We start from the raw sequence: 17,488 nt of genomic DNA, 5'->3' as shown, positions 1-17,488 counted from the left end.
ACCATGAAACCTTATCTCCCGTTTATTGTGCTGCTGCTGGCTGGCTGCAGCGTTGGCCCCGACTATCAGCGCCCATCGATGGCGATGCCGGTTCACTATAAAGAGGCACGGGGCTGGCAGCCGGCGACGCCGCGTGATGCGCAAAGCAAAGGCGAATGGTGGTTGGTGTACCATGACGCCACGCTGAGCGGGCTGCTGAGTCAGGTCAGTGTGTCGAATCAGAACGTAGCGACCTACAGTGCGCAGTACCGGCAGGCGCAGGCGCTGGCGGCAGAGTCACGCGCGGCGCTGTTTCCCTCGCTGGGCTATGACGGCAGCGTAACGCGCAGCGGCAGTCAAATCACTACCAGCAGCAGCCATCAGGCGGCGCTGAGCGCCAGCTGGGAGCTGGATCTGTGGGGCAAACTGCGGCGTACGCTGGAGGAGGATCGCGCCAGCGCCTCGGCCAGCGCGGCGGAACTGGCTAATATCACCCTGAGCGCCCAGTCAGAGCTGGCGCAGGACTATTTCCAGCTGCGGATCATGGATCAGAAAATCGCACGCTATCAGCAGAGCGTTGACGCCTATCAGCGCTACCTGAACGTGATCGGCCGCCAGTATCAGGCGGGCACCGCATCGCGTGCCACTCTGGCACAGGCGCAGCTGCAACTGGAGAGTGCCCGCGCCTCGGCGCAGGATGAGCAGTGGCAGCGTGCGCAGATGGAGCATGCCATTGCGCTGCTGGTCGGCAAAGCCCCCGCCGACTTCAGTCTGGCCGCCGCGCCGCTGACCGCTACGCCGCCCGCGATTCCGGCCGCCCTGCCGGGCGAGCTGTTGCAGCGCCGTCCTGACATTGCGTACGCTGAACGCAATATGGCCGCCGCCAATGCGGCCGTGGGGGTGGCGGTGGCCGGGTACTATCCCGATCTTACCCTGAGCGCCAGCGCGGGTGTCAGTTCGTCGGTGCTGCACTCGCTGTTCTCGCTGCCGAGCCGCGTCTGGTCGCTGGGGCCGGAACTCAGCGGCACGCTGTTCGACGCGGGCGCGACCTCAGCGAAGGTCGATCAGGCGCGGGCGGGCTGGGAGGCCAGCGTCGCAACCTATCGTCAGACGGTGCTGACGGCCATGCAGGAGGTAGAGGACAAGCTGGTAGAGCTGAATACGCTGCAGGGCGAGATCGCAGCACAGCAGCGCGCCACCGACGCGGCGCAGACCTCGGCGCGGGTGACGCGTCTGCAGTATGACGCGGGCATGATTAACTACCTGGATGTGGCAACCACGGAGAACAGTAGCCTGAGTGCGCAGCAGAGTTTGCTGACGCTGCAGAGCACGCAGTGGGTCAGCAGCGTGGCGCTGATTGCCGCGCTGGGCGGCAGCTGGCAGGCGCCCTGAGGTCGCGCCGTAACGCCGATAATTCTGTTGTCGAACCGCGTTAAATCCTGCATCGTGAGGGGCTATTTTCATGATGCTAAGGAGCCGGCATGGTTTTCACACTTTTGCGCCTGATATTCCGCCTGTTGTGGCGGGTCGAACTGCGGGGCGATGTCACCGAACTGAATAAAGAGAAGGTATTGATCACGCCGAACCATATGTCGTTTCTCGACGGCATATTGCTGGCGCTATTTTTGCCGATCAAGCCGGTCTTCGCTATCTATAGCACCATCAGCGAAAGCTGGTTTATGCGTCTGGTGAAACCCTTTATCGATTTTGTGCCGCTGGACCCGACGCGTCCGATGGCGCTGAAGCAGCTGGTCCGGCTGATCGACACCGGTCGTCCGGTGGTGATCTTCCCGGAAGGCCGGATTACGGTGACCGGCTCGCTGATGAAGATTTACAGCGGCGCAGGCTTTGTCGCGGCGCGTTCCGGCGCCAGCGTGGTGCCTGTGCGCATCGAAGGCGCGGAGTTTACGCCCTTTGGTCGTCTGGCGGGGGTGTTTAAGCGTCGTCTCTTCCCGCGCATCACCCTGAGCATTCTGCCCGCCACCCGCATTCCGATGCCGGAGGCGAAACGGGCGCGCGATCGGCGCGTGCTGGCCGGTGAGCACCTGCACCATGTGATGATGGAAGCGCGCATGGCGGTGCGTCCGCGTGAAACGCTGTTCGAGGCGTTTCTGGCGGCACGAACGCGTTACGGCGCGTTTAAGCGCTGCATCGAAGATGTCAATTTCAAACCCGACAGCTACAACGGCCTGCTGAAGAAGTCGCTGGGCGTGGGGCGCATTCTGGAGCGCTACAGTCAGCCGCGTGAGGTGGTGGGGCTGCTGCTGCCCAATACCACCGTCACGGCGGCGGCGATTTTCGGTGCCACGCTGCGCGGGCGCGTGCCAGCGATGCTCAACTACACCGCGGGCGTTAACGGCATGCGGGCGGCGCTGACCGCCGCGCAGATCAAAACGATCTTTACCTCGCGTCAGTTCCTGGAGAAGGGCAATCTGTGGCATCTGCCGCAGGGGCTGGATGAGGTGCAGTGGATCTATCTGGAAGATCTGAAAGAGACCGTTACCGGCAAGGACAAGCTGTGGATCCTCGCCCATCTGCTGATGCCGCGCCGTGCGCAGCTGCCCCAGCAGCCGGAAGACGCGGCGATGGTGCTCTTCACTTCCGGTTCGGAAGGGCACCCTAAAGGGGTGGTGCATTCGCATAAAAGCCTGCTGGCCAACGTCGAACAGATCCGAACCGTGGCAGACTTCACGCCGCGTGACCGTTTTATGTCGGCGCTGCCACTGTTTCATGCGTTTGGCCTGACCGTGGGGCTATTCACGCCGCTGATGACCGGCGCGCAGGTCTTTCTCTATCCCAGCCCGCTGCACTACCGCATCGTGCCGGAGCTGGTGTATGACCGTAACTGCACCGTGCTGTTTGGCACCTCCACCTTCCTGGGTAACTACGCACGCTTTGCCGCGCCCTACGATTTTGCCCGTCTGCGCTACGTGGTTGCGGGTGCGGAGAAACTGCAGGAGCAGACCCGCCAGACTTATATGGAGAAGTATGGCATTCGCATCCTCGAAGGCTACGGCGTCACCGAGTGCGCGCCGGTGGTGGCGATCAACGTGCCGATGGCGACAAAAGCGCACACCGTGGGACGGATTCTGCCGGGCATGGATTCACGCCTGATGTCGGTGCCGGGCATTGAGCAGGGCGGACGACTGCAACTGCGCGGACCAAACGTGATGAAGGGCTACCTGCGGGTAGAAAACCCTGGCGTGCTGGAGACGCCGGTTGCCGACGATGGCGAAGGCAATATGGAAGCGGGCTGGTATGACACCGGCGATATCGTCAGCTTCGACGAGGGCGGTTTCTGCCAGATTCAGGGGCGGGCCAAACGCTTTGCCAAGATCGCCGGGGAGATGGTATCGCTGGAGATCGTGGAACAGATCGCTCTTAAAGCGTCGCCGGACCGACATCATGCCGCCTCGCTGCGCCCGGATGGTCAGCGTGGTGAGGCGCTGGTGCTGTTCACCACCGATGCTGAGCTGGCGCGCGACAGCCTGCAGAAAGCGGCGCGTGAGCTGGGTGCGCCGGAGCTGGCGCTGCCGCGCGATATCCGGGTCGTGAAACAGTTACCGCTGCTCGGCAGCGGCAAACCCGATTACGTGACGCTGAAGAAAATGGCGGAAGAGGAGAAGTAATGCGCCTGGATCCCAATGCGCCGCTGATGTCGCGCGGCATGATCGCCGTGATTATCGCCCAGTTCTTTTCGGCCTTTGGCGACAACGCGCTGCTGTTTGCCACGCTGGCGGTACTGAAAAGTCAGTTCTATCCCGACTGGAGCCAGCCGGTATTACAGATGCTGTTTGTTGCCGCCTATATTCTGCTGGCGCCGTTTGTTGGTCAGGTGGCGGACAGCATGGCAAAAGGGCGTGTGATGATGCTCGCCAACAGCCTGAAACTGCTGGGTGCGCTGGTGATCTGTTTCGGCTTCAATCCCTTCGTCGGCTATACCCTGGTGGGCGCGGGTGCCGCAGCCTACTCACCGGCCAAATATGGCATCCTGGGGGAGATCACGCACGGCGATAAGCTGGTAAAAGCCAACGGGCTGATGGAGGCGTCTACCATCGCCGCCATCCTGCTCGGCTCGGTAGCGGGCGGGATGCTGGCCGACTGGCATATCCTGGCGGCACTGGGGATCTGTGCGCTGACCTACGGCATCGCTGTCATCGCGAACCTGTTTATCCCGAAGCTGCAGGCTGCCCGTCCCGGTCAGAACTGGCAGCCTGGCATGATGGTGCGCCGCTTCTTCGCTGCCGTCATGCTGTTGTGGCGTGACGCGGAGACGCGCTTCTCGCTGCTCGGCACCAGTCTGTTCTGGGGCGCAGGCGTGACGCTGCGTTTCCTGCTGGTGCTCTGGGTGCCGGTGGCGCTGGGCATCAATGACAACACCACGCCAACTACCCTGAATGCCATGGTCGCGATCGGGATTGTGATTGGCGCGGCGGCGGCGGCGAAGCTGGTGACGCTGGAGACCGTGCGTCGCTGTATGCCGGCCGGGGTGCTGATTGGCGTCATGGTCGTGCTCTTCTCGCTGCAGCACGCTCTGCTGAATGCTTATCTGATACTGATGCTGGTTGGTGCGCTGGGCGGGTTCTTTGTGGTGCCGCTGAATGCGCTGCTGCAGGCGCGGGGCAAAGAGAGCGTCGGCTCCGGTAATGCCATTGCGGTGCAGAATCTGGGTGAGAACAGCGCCATGCTGATCATGCTGGGACTCTATACGCTGGCGATCAGGGCGGGTGCGCCTGCGGTGGCGACGGGCATCGGCTTCGGTGTGCTGTTTGCGCTGGCGATAGCGCTGCTGTGGCTGTGGCGTCCGGCTAAGCGGTAAAACGGCTTCGCCGCCTGCCAGCGTTCGCGGCAGGCGGCGGCATACGCGCTTAGCGGCGGACGGCAATCGCTTCGATTTCGATCTTCACATCTTTTGGCAGACGCGCCACTTCAACGCAGGAACGCGCCGGGAAGTGAGCCTGATGTTCGGTGAAAAACGCTTCATAGGTCGCATTGACCGTAGCGAAATCATTTAAATCCTTGACGAAAACCGTGGTCTTCACGATATCGCCCACCTTCAGACCCGCTGCTTCTACAATCGCCTTCACGTTTTCCAGCGACTGACGCGCCTGTGCGGCAACGTCATCGGCAACCTGGCCGGTCGCCGGATCCACCGGGATCTGCCCGGACGTGATGATCATGCTGCCCAGATCGACACCCTGAACATAGGGACCGATAGCGGCAGGGGCTTTTTCAGTACTGATTTCACGAGACATCATGGCTCCTTTGATTATGTCGTCAGGCGGCGATGCCGCCGCTCAGGCCCATTATAAGGTCGGGCAGGACGATTACCAGTGACCCAGCACCACATGGCGGGCGAACTCTTTCTCGCAATATTTGCACTTCAGGTGCACATCATCGGCGCGCTGCTTGACGGCAAAGCTGGAGAAGACCGGCTCGCTGCGGCTGATACAGTTGCTGTTGGGGCAGGTCAGCACGCGCTCAACGTGATCCGGCAGCGTCGGGGCGATCTTCGCCACCACTTCGTAGTCATCGATGCGGTTGACCGTGGCATGAGGGGCATAGACCGCCAGCTGATTGACCTGATCGTCAGTGAGAAAGGTGTTCTCGATCTTGATCAGATCCTTGCGGCCCATCTCACCGGATGGCAGGTTCAGGCCGATGGTAATGCGCTGATCCGTTTCGGTCAGCCGGAACAGAGAGAGCAGTTTAAAGCCGATCTGCGCCGGGATATGGTCGATAACCGTGCCGCGCTTGATCGCTTCGACCTGCAATTTGTTGTCCTGAGTCATGGGGTCTCTCCTTACAGGGCGGGTTCGCTGTTTAAAACCAGTGCCAGCAGAGCCTGGCGCGCATAGATGCCGTTACCCGCCTGCTGGAAATACCAGGCGTAGGGGGTCTTATCGACATCGGTGGTGATCTCATCGATACGCGGCAGCGGGTGCAGCACTTTCATGTTGTCGCGCGCCGTCCCGAGATCGGTCGCCCGCAGGATGAACTGCGCTTTGACGTTGGCATACTCTGAGGGGTCGAGCCGCTCTTTCTGTACCCGCGTCATGTAGAGGATGTCGAGCTGCGGCATCACCTCTTCGAAGCTGTCGTGGCGTGACCAGGGGATCTGCTTCTCATCCAGCATATCGGTAATGTAGGCGGGCATCGCCAGCGCATCGGGCGCAATAAAGAAGAAGCGGTTGCCTTCAAACTTCGCCAGCGCCTGGGTCAGGGAGTGGACAGTACGGCCATATTTCAGGTCGCCGACCATCGCCACATTCAGCTGATTCAGACGGCCCTGGGTCTCCTGGATAGTGAAGAGATCCAGCAGCGTCTGGGTCGGATGCTGGTTCGCACCGTCACCAGCGTTGAGGATTGGGATGCCGCCAGAAAACTCGGTCGCCAGCCGGGCCGCGCCTTCCTGCGGATGACGCATTACAATCGCATCCACATAGGTGCTGATGACCGAAATGGTGTCGGCCAGGGTTTCCCCTTTCTTGCCCAGCGAGGTATTGCTGCCGTCAGCAAAGCCGACCGCCGACGCGCCGAGCCGATGGATCGCGGTTTCAAACGACAGGCGGGTGCGGGTGGACGCCTCAAAGAAGCAGCTGGCGATCACCTTGTGCTTCAGCAGTTCCGGCTGCGGATGGGCCTTGAGCTGCGCCGCCGTCTGCAGCGCCAGTTCCAGCTCTTCGCGACTGAGGTCGTTAATTGAAATAATGTGCTTGCGATATAGCGGGTTAGCCATAGCTCTCTCCTCTGCGCGGCCGGATTGCGGACAAAAAAAAGCCCCTGCTTAAGGGGCTTTTTTAAGATCGGGTCGATGACCGAAAGAAACAGCAGCACCGCCTGCGGTCAGGCGTGATTGAGCATCAAATTGTCCGCTGTGCTGTCGCATATTTCCTCCGGCAAATTGGGCCGCATTATACCCGTTCGTCGCAGGGCAGCAAGAGGAAAACGTTTGCGGGGCGGTTGCCGGCGCGTGTCCGGCAGCGGGGCATGGCGAGTGCGGCGGACGCTGTCCGGTGGAGACAGCGCCCTGCGGCGTCCTGTCAGCGCTGGCCCAGCGTTGCCACCATCACCGCTTTGATGGTGTGCATGCGGTTTTCGGCCTGATCGAAGACGATGCTGTGCGGCGACTCAAAGACCTCGTCGCTGACTTCCATGCCGTTGGGCAGATCGTACTGTTCCGCCATCTGCTGGCCCAGCGTGGTCTGATCGTCATGGAAAGCGGGCAGGCAGTGCAGGAATTTCACCTGCGGGTTACCGGTCAGGTCGAGCATCGCCCGGTTGACCTGATAGTCACGCAGCAGGGCAATCCGCCCGGCCCAGACCTCTTTAGCTTCGCCCATCGACACCCAGACATCGGTGTAGATGAAATCCGCGCCTTTCACGCCACTGGCAATGTCGTCGGTGAGGGTAATCTTTCCGCCGGTCTGCTGTGCTACTTCGCGGCACTGCGCCACCAGTTCATCCTCCGGCCAGCAGCTCTTCGGGGCCACCAGACGCAGATCAAGACCAACCAGAGCGGCGGCTTCCAGCATGGTATTTCCCATGTTGTTGCGCGCATCACCGACATAAACCAGCGTCATCTCGCTGAGTTTTTTACCCGGCAGATGCTCCTGCATCGTCAGCAGGTCGGCCAGCAGCTGGGTCGGATGAAACTCGGTAGTCAGACCGTTCCACACCGGCACGCCGGCATGTTCAGCCAGCGTTTCCACCAGTGCCTGACCGTAGCCGCGATACTGGATGCCATCGTACATCCGGCCCAGGACGCGGGCGGTGTCGCGCATCGACTCTTTATGGCCGATCTGACTGCCGCTCGGGCCAAGATAGGTGACGTTAGCACCCTGATCGTAAGCGGCAACTTCGAAAGAGCAACGGGTACGGGTCGAGTCTTTTTCGAAGATGAGCGCGATGTTTTTGCCTTTCAGATACTGCACTTCGCTGGCGCTTTTTTTCGCCTGTTTTAATTCAGCGGAAAGAGAGAGCAGGTGATCGATTTCGGCGGGGGTAAAATCCAGAAGTCTGAGAAAATGACGCTGATACAGCTGACTCATACAACGCTCCGGTAAGCACTAAAGTGAATTAAAATTCAATCTAACCGTATGAATATTCATTTTCAAGTGCGGGGGCGAATAAACTTTTCGTTTTGTGTAGTGGCGCGACAGGCAGTGTGGGAAAATAATTGTTTATTGCCGAACTCAGAGAGGACATCGTCATGGCATATGAAGCATTACTGGAAGAGCAGCAGGAAGAGACACGGCAGATCATCGAAGAGCTGCTGGAGGATGGCAGCGATCCTGATGCGCTCTATACCATCGAGCATCATCTCTCCTGCAATAACTTTGACTCACTGGAAAAAGCCGCCGTCGACGCGTTCAAGCTGGGTTATGAAGTGACCGAGCCGGAAGAGCTGGAGCTGGAAGATGGCACCACGGTAATGTGCGTGGACATCATCAGCGAATCCGCGCTGAATCCGGAACTGATCGATGCGCAGGTTGAGCAGCTGGTCAACCTGATCGGCAAGTACAACGTCGATTATGACGGCTGGGGCACCTATTTCGAAGATCCCGATGCCGAAGATGAAGATGAAGATGACGCCATTGAAGATGAAGATGATAATGGTGTTCGCCACTAAGTAGCCGGGGCGGAGATTTCTCCGCCTGTCACCTCTGCCACGCCATTTAACATCATGAACTACGCACCTTTATTAGAACCTATCTATCAGTTTCTGCACTGCCGCACGCCCCAGGCCTGGATTGATGAGGCGCGCAAGCCGGAAAATCTGACCCTGCTGTTAACTGATCATCTGGTCTGCGAGCTGAAAGCCGCCCAGACCGCGGTCTGGCTGATCCGCAAATATGTGGCTGACAAACCCAGCGGCGACGCGATTCTGGCGTGGCTGAAGCCCTATGAAGATTTTATCTTTCGCGAAGATGGCGACAGCGACTTTATCAACGCCCACAGAAACCTGACCAAACGCATCATCGTGCGTAACGCGCTGCCGTGGGCGGATGATCTGGTTGAGAAGATGGTGCTGCTGATTAAAGAGGAGCTGCATCACTTCTATCAGGTGTGGGAAATTATGCAGTCGCGCGGGCTGGTCTATCAGAAGATCACCTCCAGCCGCTACGCCAAATCGCTGCTGCGTGAAGTCACCACCCATGAGCCGGAAACGCTGGTGGATAAACTGATTTGTGGCGCCTATATCGAGGCGCGCTCCTGCGAGCGTTTCGCCAGTCTGGCTCCTTATCTTGATGATGAGCTGGCGAAATTCTATCTGTCGCTGCTGCGCTCTGAGGCGCGGCACTATCAGGACTATCTGACCCTGGCGGCGCAGATCGCGGCGAAAGATATCACGCCACGGGTGCAGGCGATTGGCATCACAGAAGGGTGGTTAATCAGCGAGCCGGACAACGAACTGCGCTTTCACAGCGGCGTACCGGCATTCTGACTCTGCGACATCAGCGGGGCGTTCAGCCCCTGTTTCACAACACTTTCAGCATCCGCACTTCGCAGTCGACATGGCCGGTGCAGCCCATCGCGCCGTCGATATGCTCAAAGCCCAGCGACTCATAAAGTTTAATCGCCCGCGTCAGGCTGGCGGTGGTTTCCAGATAGCAGCGGCGGAAGCCGTGACGGCGTGCATGTTCCATCGCCCGCAGCGCCAGCTCGCGCGCCAGACCCTGACCGCGCACGGCAGGCAGAAAATACATCTTCTGCAGTTCGCAGATGTCGGGCGCGCTGCAGGCGAGAGGCGCCACGCCACCGCCGCCAACGACGTTACCCTGATACTCAATAATCCAGTAGGCGCTCTGTTCGGCACTGTAAAGCTCGAACAGCTGGTCGAGCTGGGGATCGGAGACGGTATAGCCTTTGTCCGCCGTCAGGCCGAACTCGGCGGACACATCGCGGATCACCTGAGCAATATGCGGATTATCGGCGGCAGTAATCGGCCGCACCTGGAGGTCAGAAAGCGGGTTGGCGCTGGTCGTCATCATCTCTTCCGGATTTGTACGAGGTCAATAAAAAAGCCGGGCAAGCCCGGCTTTATGAATAAGCTGTCAGCTAAGACGCTTACAATGCCGCAATGACCGCCTGCTGTTCAATCAGTTTTGCTTTTGACTGCTGCAGTTCGGCTACGCGCTCGCGCTCTTTCGCGACCACCGCTTCCGGGGCGCGCGAAACAAAGCCTTCGTTCGCCAGCTTGGTCTCGATCTTCTCAATCTCCACCTCCAGCTTGACCAGCTCTTTCGCCAGACGCTCCAGCTCGGCGGTTTTATCCACCAGATCCGCCATCGGGATCAGCAGTTCTGCGCCTTCGACCAGCTTGGTCACCGACACCGGGCCTTTCTCGCCCGCAGGCAGAATGGTCAGGCTTTCCAGACGCGCCAGGCGCGACAGGAAGTTGCGGTTCGCTTCGACGCGACGCAGCGCGGCAGGGGAGCAGTCACGCAGCAGCACATCCAGCGGTTTGCTCAGCGCGATGTTCATTTCAGCACGGATATTACGCACCGCCACGATCGCCTGCTTCATCCACTCGATATCCGCTTTCGCTTCGGCATCCTCTTTCGCCGCATCGTACTGCGGGAACGGCTGCAGCATGATGGTGTCGTCGCTGATGTTTTTCAGCACTTTCACACGCTGCCAGATGGTTTCGGTGATAAACGGAATGATCGGGTGCGCCAGGCGCAGCAGCGCTTCCAGCACATGCACCAGCGTATGACGGGTGCCGCGCAGTTCCGCTTCGCTGCCGCTGTTCATCACCGGCTTGGTCAGCTCCAGATACCAGTCACAGAACTGGTTCCAGGTGAAGTCATACAGGATGTTGGCGGCGATATCGAAGCGATAGCTGTCCAGCGCTTCGCGGTACGCTTTAACCGTGTTGTTGAACTCGGTCAGGATCCAGCGATCGGCCAGCGACAGCGTCATCTCACCGCCATTCTGTCCGCAATCCTGATCTTCGGTGTTCATCAGCACAAAGCGGCTGGCGTTCCACAGCTTGTTACAGAAGTTGCGATACCCTTCCAGGCGCTTCATGTCCCAGTTGATGTCGCGGCCGGTAGAGGCCAGCGCCGCCAGGGTGAAACGCAGCGCATCGGTGCCTGATGGCTCGATGCCGTCCGGGAACTGCTTCTCGGTACGTTTGCGGATCTTCTCTGCCAGCTGCGGCTGCATCATGTTGCCGGTGCGTTTTTCCAGCAGCGCCTCCAGCGAGATGCCGTCAACCATATCCAGCGGGTCAATCACATTGCCCTTGGATTTCGACATCTTCTGACCCTCTTCATCACGGATCAGACCGGTCATGTAGACGGTTTTGAAAGGCACCTGCGGTTTGCCGTTTTCATCTTTGATGAAGTGCATGGTCAGCATGATCATGCGGGCAATCCAGAAGAAGATGATGTCGAAGCCGCTGACCAGCACGCTGGTCGGGTGGAAGGTGCGCAGCGCTTCGGTGTTTTCCGGCCAGCCCAGGGTGGAGAAGGTCCACAGGCCTGAGGAGAACCAGGTATCCAGCACGTCATCATCCTGACGCAGCGCCACATCGGCGGCCAGGTTGTTCTCTGCACGGACTTCCTCTTCGGTGCGGCCAACATAGACGTTGCCGTTCTCGTCATACCACGCCGGGATGCGATGACCCCACCAGAGCTGACGGGAGATACACCAGTCCTGAATATCGCGCATCCAGGAGAAGTACATGTTTTCATACTGCTTCGGCACGAACTGGATGTCGCCGTTCTCAACCGCTTCAACCGCGACTTTCGCCAGCGGGGCAGTGCGCACATACCACTGGTCGGTCAGCATCGGTTCGATGACCACGCCGCCACGATCGCCGTAAGGCACGGTCAGGTCGTGAGGCTTGATCTCATCCAGCAGGCCCAGCGCATCGACGGCGGCGACAATCGCTTTCCGCGCGGCGAAGCGTTCCATTTTCTGGAAGGCGGCCGGGATCTCGTCAGAGCAGGCGTCGCTTGCTTCACCGTTGGTGTCATAGACCTGCGCGCGTTCGCGGATATCACCGTCGAAGGTCAGGATGTTGATCATCGGTAAGCGATGACGACGGCCTACTTCGTAGTCGTTGAAGTCATGGGCCGGGGTGATCTTGACGCAGCCGGTGCCTTTTTCCATGTCGGCGTGTTCGTCACCGACGATCGGGATCAGACGGCCCACCAGCGGCAGCATCACAAATTTACCAATCAGATCTTTGTAGCGCGGATCTTCCGGGTTAACGGCCACGCCGGTATCGCCCAGCAGGGTTTCCGGGCGAGTCGTGGCGACGACCAGATAATCTTTGCCATCGGCCGTTTTTGCGCCGTCAGCCAGCGGGTAGCGGATGTGCCACATTGAGCCTTTGCTCTCGCGGTTTTCCACTTCCAGATCGGAGATCGCCGTGCGCAGTTTCGGATCCCAGTTCACCAGGCGTTTGCCACGGTAGATCAGGTTCTCTTTATAGAGGCGGACAAACACCTCTTTAACCGCATTGGAGAGCCCTTCGTCCATTGTGAAGCGTTCGCGCTCCCAGTCGACGGAGTTACCCAGACGGCGCATCTGACGGGTGATGGTGCCGCCAGACTCGGCTTTCCACTGCCAGATTTTGTCGATGAAGGCGTCGCGGCCATAATCCTGGCGCGTTTTACCCTCTTCAGCCGCAATTTTGCGCTCAACCACCATCTGCGTGGCGATGCCCGCGTGGTCGGTACCCGCCTGCCACAGGGTGTTTTTCCCCTGCATGCGCTGGTAACGGATCATGGTGTCCATGATGGTTTGCTGGAAGGCGTGACCCATGTGCAAGCTACCGGTGACGTTCGGCGGCGGGATCATGATGCAAAAGCTTTCCTGGCTGGTATCGCCATTCGGTTTGAAGTAGCCCTGCTTTTCCCAATGCTCGTAAAGCGGCTGCTCGATATCTTGCGGGTTATATGTCTTTTCCATTTCTGCTATGTCGTTTGCGGCTGTGGTGGCGCTGCCGTATTCAATTGGAATCCAACGCTGCGATACGCTTTGTAGCGGTCGCGCGCCAGTTGTTTGAGAGCGTCCTCGTGAGGAACGAAGTCTATCACTTCATGGAAAGCAGTAGCAAAATCTGCGAAGTGGGGCAGCAGGCTAATCAGCAGGTCGCGCGGGGAACTGCCACGACGCTGAGGCCAGGCCAGTTCGACGGGCGCGCCATAGCGCGGGCCTTCACCCGCCAGGTTGTGTGGCACGAAGGCGTTCGCCGGTCGTTGCCACAGCGCTTCATCCAGACGAATGGCCTGCTGCTCATCTTCGCAGGCGATCAACACCCGCTTTCCGGCCCGCCAGCGTGTTTCCGCCAGATCGCACACCAGGGCTTCAACGGCGCTCAGGCCATCACTGGGGGCATCGGTTTCCAGCACGTAGAAGGTTGCGTTTTTCATCGGTTAGCTCATCAGAAGATCAGGGGGCGGAATCAGATCCGCCCCTGCGGTCAGGAAAGAGGGCGCTTAGTCGTCGCCGTTCAATCCTGCCCGATTCAACAGGAACTGCGACAGCATCGGAACCGGGCGTCCGGTCGCGCCTTTGGCCTTGCCGGAGCGCCAGGCGGTGCCGGCGATATCCAGGTGCGCCCAGTTATATTTACGGGCAAAGCGGGCCAGGAAGCAGGCTGCGGTAATCGCGCCGCCAGGACGGCCGCCAATGTTACCCATATCGGCGAAGTTGGACTCCAGCTGCTCCTGGAACTCATCCGCCATCGGCAGACGCCAGGCGCGGTCGCCCGACTGCTCCGAGGCGCTGATCAGCTCATGCGCCAGCGGATTGTGGTTCGACAGCAGGCCGCTGATGTGATGACCCAGCGCGATTACGCAGGCACCGGTCAGCGTTGCCACGTCGATCACCACTTCCGGATCGAAACGTTCGACATAGGTCAGCGCGTCACACAGCACCAGACGGCCTTCGGCATCGGTGTTGAGCACTTCGACCGTCTGGCCCGACATGGTGGTCAGCACATCGCCCGGACGCATTGAGCGGCCATCCGGCATGTTTTCACATCCGGCCAGCACACCCACCACGTTCAGCGGCAGGTTCAGCTCTGCCACCATCCGCATCACGCCATAGACGGCCGCCGCGCCGCACATGTCATACTTCATTTCGTCCATGCTGTCGGCAGGCTTGATGGAGATGCCGCCCGAGTCAAAGGTCAGCCCTTTACCCACCAGCACAATCGGGCGCGCATCAGCGTCCGGATGGCCTTTGTATTCGATCACCGACATCAGGGACTCATTCTGCGAACCGGCACCGACGGCGAGATAGGCGTTCATGCCCAGCTCTTTCATCTGCTGTTCGCCAATCACCCGGGTCGTGACATTTTTGCTGAAGGCATCGGCCAGCTGACGCGCCTGCGACGCCAGATAGGCGGCGTTGCAGATATTGGGTGGCATATTGCCGAGATCTTTCGCGGCTTTCATACCGGCTGCGACGGCCAGACCATGCTGAATTGCCCGTTCACCGCTGGTCAGTTCACGGCGGGTCGGCACGTTGAAGACCAGTTTGCGCAGCGGACGACGCGGCTCTGCTTTGTTGCTCTTAAGCTGATCAAAGTTGTAGAGCGCCTCTTTTGAGGTCTCCACCGCCTGACGCACTTTCCAGTACGTATTACGGCCTTTAACGTGCAGCTCGGTCAGGAAGCAGACCGCCTCCATCGAACCGGTGTCGTTGAGCGTATTAATGGTTTTCTGGATCACCTGCTTGTACTGACGCTCATCCAGCTCGCGCTCTTTACCGCAGCCAATCAGCAGAATACGCTCAGACAGGATATTTGGCACATGATGCAGCAGCAGTGTCTGGCCCACTTTTCCTTCCAGCTCGCCGCGGCGCAGCAGGGCGCTGATGTAGCCGTCGCTGATTTTATCCAGCTGCTCGGCAATCGGTGACAGACGACGCGGTTCGAAAACGCCAACGACAATGCAGGCACTGCGCTGTTTTTCCGGGCTTCCGCTTTTTACACTGAACTCCATGCACTCTCCTGAATCTTAAAGACAACGGCCGCTGCTGCCGCTAGAATGTAGCGCGCTCATGACCCATTTATTCATTGTCGCAGCATGACATTCTGCCGCTGGAGGTCATAATGAATCAGGGTGACAAGATGTTGTTTTTTCACCACCCGAACGCGTTTTTCATACAATTTTAGCTACGACGACGGCCATTGATGAAGAAAAATGGCTGATAAGCGTTGAAACTAGCGATTTTCCTGCAAAAAGACAAGTTTTCACAGGCGTACTAAGCGTGATCATCATTAGATATCTGGTTCGGGAAACGCTCAAAAGCCAGCTGGCTATCCTGTTTATCCTGCTGCTCATCTTCTTTTGTCAGAAGTTAGTCAGGATCCTGGGTGCCGCGGTGGATGGCGAAGTGCCGACAAACCTCGTTCTGACCTTGTTGGGACTGGGTGTGCCTCAAATGGCACAACTTATTCTGCCCTTAAGTCTGTTTCTGGCGATCCTGATGACGCTGGGGCGACTTTACACGGAAAGTGAAATTACCGTGATGCACGCCTGCGGCCTGAGTAAGGCCGTGCTGGTGAAAGCCGCGATGGTGCTGATGCTGTTTACCTCGCTGGTGGCGGCCGTCAACGTTATCTGGCTGGGCCCCTGGTCATCCCGCTATCAGAGCGAAGTGACACAGAACGCCAAGGCGAACCCGGGCGCGGCGGCGATGGTAGCCGGGCAGTTTCAGGCCTCCAGCGACGGCAGCGCCGTGCTGTTTGTTGAGGATGTGAAGGGTAACCAGTTTGGTAACGTCTTCCTGGCGCAGCTGCGGCCAAAAGGCAACGCGCGACCTTCTGTGGTGCTGGCTGACAGCGGTAACATGGAGCAGCACAAAGATGGCTCGCAGGTCGTGACGCTGGATAAAGGCACTCGCTTTGAGGGCACTGCGCTGCTGCGCGATTTCCGCATCACTGACTTTACCGATTATCAGGCAGTGATTGGGTATAAAGCGGCCACGCTCGATCCCAACGATTCCGAACAGGCGAGTATGGCTGACCTGCTCGCGAATAAAACACCTGATTTTAAGGCCGAGCTGCACTGGCGTCTGACGCTGGTCTTCGCGGTACTGGTGATGGCGCTGATGGTGGTGCCGCTCAGCGTGGTGAATCCGCGTCAGGGCCGCGTGCTGTCGATGCTGCCTGCCATGCTGCTCTATCTGATCTTCTTCCTGCTGCAAAGCTCGCTGAAGTCGAGCGGCGCGAAAGGGCGGCTGGATCCGGCGCTCTGGATGTGGGTGGTGAATATCAGCTATCTGGTGCTGGCGATACTTCTTAACCTGTGGGATACGGTGCCGATGCGTCGGATTCGCGCCCGCTTCACCCGCGGAGGGTCGGTCTGATGTTTCGCGTTCTTGACCGCTATATCGGTAAAACCATTTTTAATACCATCATGCTGACGCTGTTCATGCTGGTGTCGCTCTCCGGCATCATCAAGTTCGTCGATCAGCTGCGCAAGACCGGCCAGGGCAGCTACAGCGCCCTGAGCGCCGGTTATTACACCCTGCTCAGCGTGCCCAAAGATATTGAGATTTTCTTCCCGATGGCAGCCCTGCTGGGTGCGCTGCTGGGACTGGGCGCGCTGGCGCAGCGCAGCGAGCTGGTGGTGATGCAGGCGGCGGGCTTTACCCGCATGCAGGTGGCGCTCTCCGTTATGAAGACGGCGATCCCGCTGGTGTTGCTGACGATGGCGATTGGTGAGTTTGTGGCACCCTCGGGCGAGCAGATGGCGCGTAACTATCGGGCTCAGCAGCTTACCGGTGGCGCACTGATTTCGACGCAGAACGGTCTGTGGGCCAAAGATGGCAACAACTTCATCTACATTGAGCGCATCAAAGGCGACAATCAGATTGATGGCGTCAGCATCTATAACTTCAACGATCAGCGTCGTCTGCAGAGCGTGCGCTATGCGGCGACGGCGACCTGGGATGCGGATAAGAAGCGCTGGCTGCTGTCGCAGGTGGATGAGTCAAACCTGACCGATCCTAAGCAGATCACCGGTTCCCAGAGCCTGAGCGGCGAATGGAAAACCAACCTGACGCCAGACAAGCTGGGTGTGGTGGCACTGGATCCGGATGCGTTGTCGATTCGCGGTCTGCACAGCTACAGCAAATATCTCAAGCAGAGCGGTCAGGAAGCGGGACGTTATCAGCTGAATATGTGGAGCAAGATTTTCCAGCCACTGTCGGTGGCGGTAATGATGCTGATGGCGCTGTCGTTTATCTTTGGTCCGCTGCGTAGCGTGTCGATGGGTGTGCGGGTGGTGACCGGGATCAGCTTCGGTTTCCTGTTCTACGTGCTGGATCAGATTTTCGGTCCGCTGAGCCTGGTTTATGGGCTGCCGCCGGTTCTGGGGGCGATACTGCCAAGCTTCGCGTTCTTTGCGATCAGCATGTTTATGCTGATTAAGCGGCGCTAAGCGTCAGTGTGAAAAGGCCGCCTCTCAGGGCGGCCTTTTTCATGGCAGGCAGCGAGCGCCCGTTTCTTCGTCCGGCCGTCTGATGCCGCCCGCCA

General features: G+C 59.1%; 15 protein-coding genes. 7 read left to right on the top strand and 8 right to left on the bottom strand.

All coding sequences use genetic code 11. The features are described 5' to 3' along the window. Nucleotides 1–3: 3 nt before the first annotated feature. From ACR6AS_RS11710 to lplT, 3 genes are all read left to right on the top strand, one after another. The gene (locus ACR6AS_RS11710; protein WP_111138549.1) at nt 4–1,371 is read left to right on the top strand and encodes an efflux transporter outer membrane subunit; all 1,368 of its coding nucleotides are present in this window, start codon (nt 4–6) and stop codon (nt 1,369–1,371) included. 89 nt (nt 1,372–1,460) lie between these two features. Continuing rightward, the gene (gene aas / locus ACR6AS_RS11705; RefSeq protein WP_434162254.1) at nt 1,461–3,608 is read left to right on the top strand and encodes a bifunctional acyl-ACP--phospholipid O-acyltransferase/long-chain-fatty-acid--ACP ligase; all 2,148 of its coding nucleotides are present in this window, start codon (nt 1,461–1,463) and stop codon (nt 3,606–3,608) included. Then, nucleotides 3,608–4,798 carry a lysophospholipid transporter LplT gene (lplT, locus tag ACR6AS_RS11700; protein WP_111138547.1) on the top strand — a complete coding sequence of 397 codons (1,191 nt, stop codon included), beginning with the start codon at nt 3,608–3,610 and terminating at the stop codon, nt 4,796–4,798. The genes aas and lplT overlap by 1 nt, the downstream gene beginning before the upstream one ends. Nucleotides 4,799–4,847: 49 nt before the next feature. Here the strand turns inward: lplT and ridA are convergent, their stop codons facing one another. From ridA to argF, 4 genes are all read right to left on the bottom strand, one after another. Continuing rightward, nucleotides 4,848–5,234, bottom strand: coding sequence for a 2-iminobutanoate/2-iminopropanoate deaminase (ridA, locus tag ACR6AS_RS11695; RefSeq protein ID WP_111138546.1), 387 nt, complete (start codon nt 5,232–5,234; stop codon nt 4,848–4,850). Nucleotides 5,235–5,306: 72 nt separating this feature from the next. Next, entirely contained in the window at nt 5,307–5,771 is a 465-nt protein-coding gene (gene pyrI, locus ACR6AS_RS11690; protein ID WP_010251684.1) for an aspartate carbamoyltransferase regulatory subunit, read from the bottom strand. A gap of 11 nt (nt 5,772–5,782) precedes the next feature. Further along, complete coding sequence (gene pyrB / locus ACR6AS_RS11685) at nt 5,783–6,718, bottom strand: aspartate carbamoyltransferase (protein WP_293774162.1); 936 nt, start codon at nt 6,716–6,718, stop codon at nt 5,783–5,785. Nucleotides 6,719–7,022: 304 nt separating this feature from the next. Beyond that, the gene (argF, locus tag ACR6AS_RS11680; RefSeq protein ID WP_111138544.1) at nt 7,023–8,030 is read right to left on the bottom strand and encodes an ornithine carbamoyltransferase; all 1,008 of its coding nucleotides are present in this window, start codon (nt 8,028–8,030) and stop codon (nt 7,023–7,025) included. 161 nt (nt 8,031–8,191) lie between these two features. Between argF and rraB the strand changes: the two genes are divergently transcribed. Together rraB and miaE are read left to right on the top strand one after the other, a co-directional pair. Then, nucleotides 8,192–8,611 (top strand): ribonuclease E inhibitor RraB, encoded by a 420-nt coding sequence (gene rraB, locus ACR6AS_RS11675; RefSeq protein WP_418803283.1) that lies wholly within the window; start codon nt 8,192–8,194, stop codon nt 8,609–8,611. Between the two features lie 54 nt (nt 8,612–8,665). Beyond that, nucleotides 8,666–9,427: a tRNA isopentenyl-2-thiomethyl-A-37 hydroxylase MiaE gene (miaE, locus tag ACR6AS_RS11670; RefSeq protein WP_434162249.1), complete on the top strand. Its 762-nt coding sequence runs from the start codon at nt 8,666–8,668 to the stop codon at nt 9,425–9,427. Nucleotides 9,428–9,461: 34 nt separating this feature from the next. On the opposite strand, the gene ACR6AS_RS11665 is transcribed toward miaE, so the two are convergent. From ACR6AS_RS11665 to pepA, 4 genes are all read right to left on the bottom strand, one after another. Further along, on the bottom strand, nt 9,462–9,971 hold the full coding sequence (locus ACR6AS_RS11665; protein ID WP_111138541.1) for a GNAT family N-acetyltransferase: 510 nt from the start codon (nt 9,969–9,971) through the stop codon (nt 9,462–9,464). Nucleotides 9,972–10,050: 79 nt separating this feature from the next. Then, nucleotides 10,051–12,906 (bottom strand): valine--tRNA ligase, encoded by a 2,856-nt coding sequence (locus tag ACR6AS_RS11660; RefSeq protein WP_111138540.1) that lies wholly within the window; start codon nt 12,904–12,906, stop codon nt 10,051–10,053. 5 nt (nt 12,907–12,911) lie between these two features. Further along, nucleotides 12,912–13,370 carry a DNA polymerase III subunit chi gene (locus ACR6AS_RS11655; RefSeq protein ID WP_111138539.1) on the bottom strand — a complete coding sequence of 153 codons (459 nt, stop codon included), beginning with the start codon at nt 13,368–13,370 and terminating at the stop codon, nt 12,912–12,914. A gap of 66 nt (nt 13,371–13,436) precedes the next feature. After that, nucleotides 13,437–14,948 (bottom strand): leucyl aminopeptidase, encoded by a 1,512-nt coding sequence (gene pepA, locus ACR6AS_RS11650; RefSeq protein ID WP_111138538.1) that lies wholly within the window; start codon nt 14,946–14,948, stop codon nt 13,437–13,439. A 268-nt stretch (nt 14,949–15,216) separates the two neighbouring features. Between pepA and lptF the strand changes: the two genes are divergently transcribed. Beyond that, nucleotides 15,217–16,317, top strand: a complete 1,101-nt coding sequence (gene lptF, locus ACR6AS_RS11645; protein WP_434162245.1) for an LPS export ABC transporter permease LptF — start codon at nt 15,217–15,219, stop codon at nt 16,315–16,317. After that, the gene (gene lptG, locus ACR6AS_RS11640) at nt 16,317–17,393 is read left to right on the top strand and encodes an LPS export ABC transporter permease LptG (protein WP_111138536.1); all 1,077 of its coding nucleotides are present in this window, start codon (nt 16,317–16,319) and stop codon (nt 17,391–17,393) included. The genes lptF and lptG overlap by 1 nt, the downstream gene beginning before the upstream one ends. Nucleotides 17,394–17,488: the final 95 nt, after the last annotated feature.

This window comes from Pantoea phosphatilytica, assembly GCF_051025615.1.
Lineage (GTDB): Bacteria > Pseudomonadota > Gammaproteobacteria > Enterobacterales > Enterobacteriaceae > Pantoea.
This window is presented reverse-complemented; position numbering and strand designations above follow the sequence as displayed.

Bases quoted from the DNA above. Each gene is read 5' to 3' on its own strand.
- ACR6AS_RS11660 (WP_111138540.1), bottom strand. From the start codon at position 12,906: ATGGAAAAGACATATAACCCGCAAGATATCGAGCAGCCGCTTTACGAG.
- argF (WP_111138544.1), bottom strand. From the start codon at position 8,030: ATGAGTCAGCTGTATCAGCGTCATTTTCTCAGACTTCTGGATTTTACC.
- ridA (WP_111138546.1), bottom strand. From the start codon at position 5,234: ATGTCTCGTGAAATCAGTACTGAAAAAGCCCCTGCCGCTATCGGTCCC.
- ACR6AS_RS11665 (WP_111138541.1), bottom strand. From the start codon at position 9,971: ATGACGACCAGCGCCAACCCGCTTTCTGACCTCCAGGTGCGGCCGATT.
- lptG (WP_111138536.1), top strand. From the start codon at position 16,317: ATGTTTCGCGTTCTTGACCGCTATATCGGTAAAACCATTTTTAATACC.
- ACR6AS_RS11655 (WP_111138539.1), bottom strand. From the start codon at position 13,370: ATGAAAAACGCAACCTTCTACGTGCTGGAAACCGATGCCCCCAGTGAT.
- pyrI (WP_010251684.1), bottom strand. From the start codon at position 5,771: ATGACTCAGGACAACAAATTGCAGGTCGAAGCGATCAAGCGCGGCACG.
- miaE (WP_434162249.1), top strand. From the start codon at position 8,666: ATGAACTACGCACCTTTATTAGAACCTATCTATCAGTTTCTGCACTGC.
- aas (WP_434162254.1), top strand. From the start codon at position 1,461: ATGGTTTTCACACTTTTGCGCCTGATATTCCGCCTGTTGTGGCGGGTC.
- rraB (WP_418803283.1), top strand. From the start codon at position 8,192: ATGGCATATGAAGCATTACTGGAAGAGCAGCAGGAAGAGACACGGCAG.
- ACR6AS_RS11710 (WP_111138549.1), top strand. From the start codon at position 4: ATGAAACCTTATCTCCCGTTTATTGTGCTGCTGCTGGCTGGCTGCAGC.
- pepA (WP_111138538.1), bottom strand. From the start codon at position 14,948: ATGGAGTTCAGTGTAAAAAGCGGAAGCCCGGAAAAACAGCGCAGTGCC.
- lplT (WP_111138547.1), top strand. From the start codon at position 3,608: ATGCGCCTGGATCCCAATGCGCCGCTGATGTCGCGCGGCATGATCGCC.
- pyrB (WP_293774162.1), bottom strand. From the start codon at position 6,718: ATGGCTAACCCGCTATATCGCAAGCACATTATTTCAATTAACGACCTC.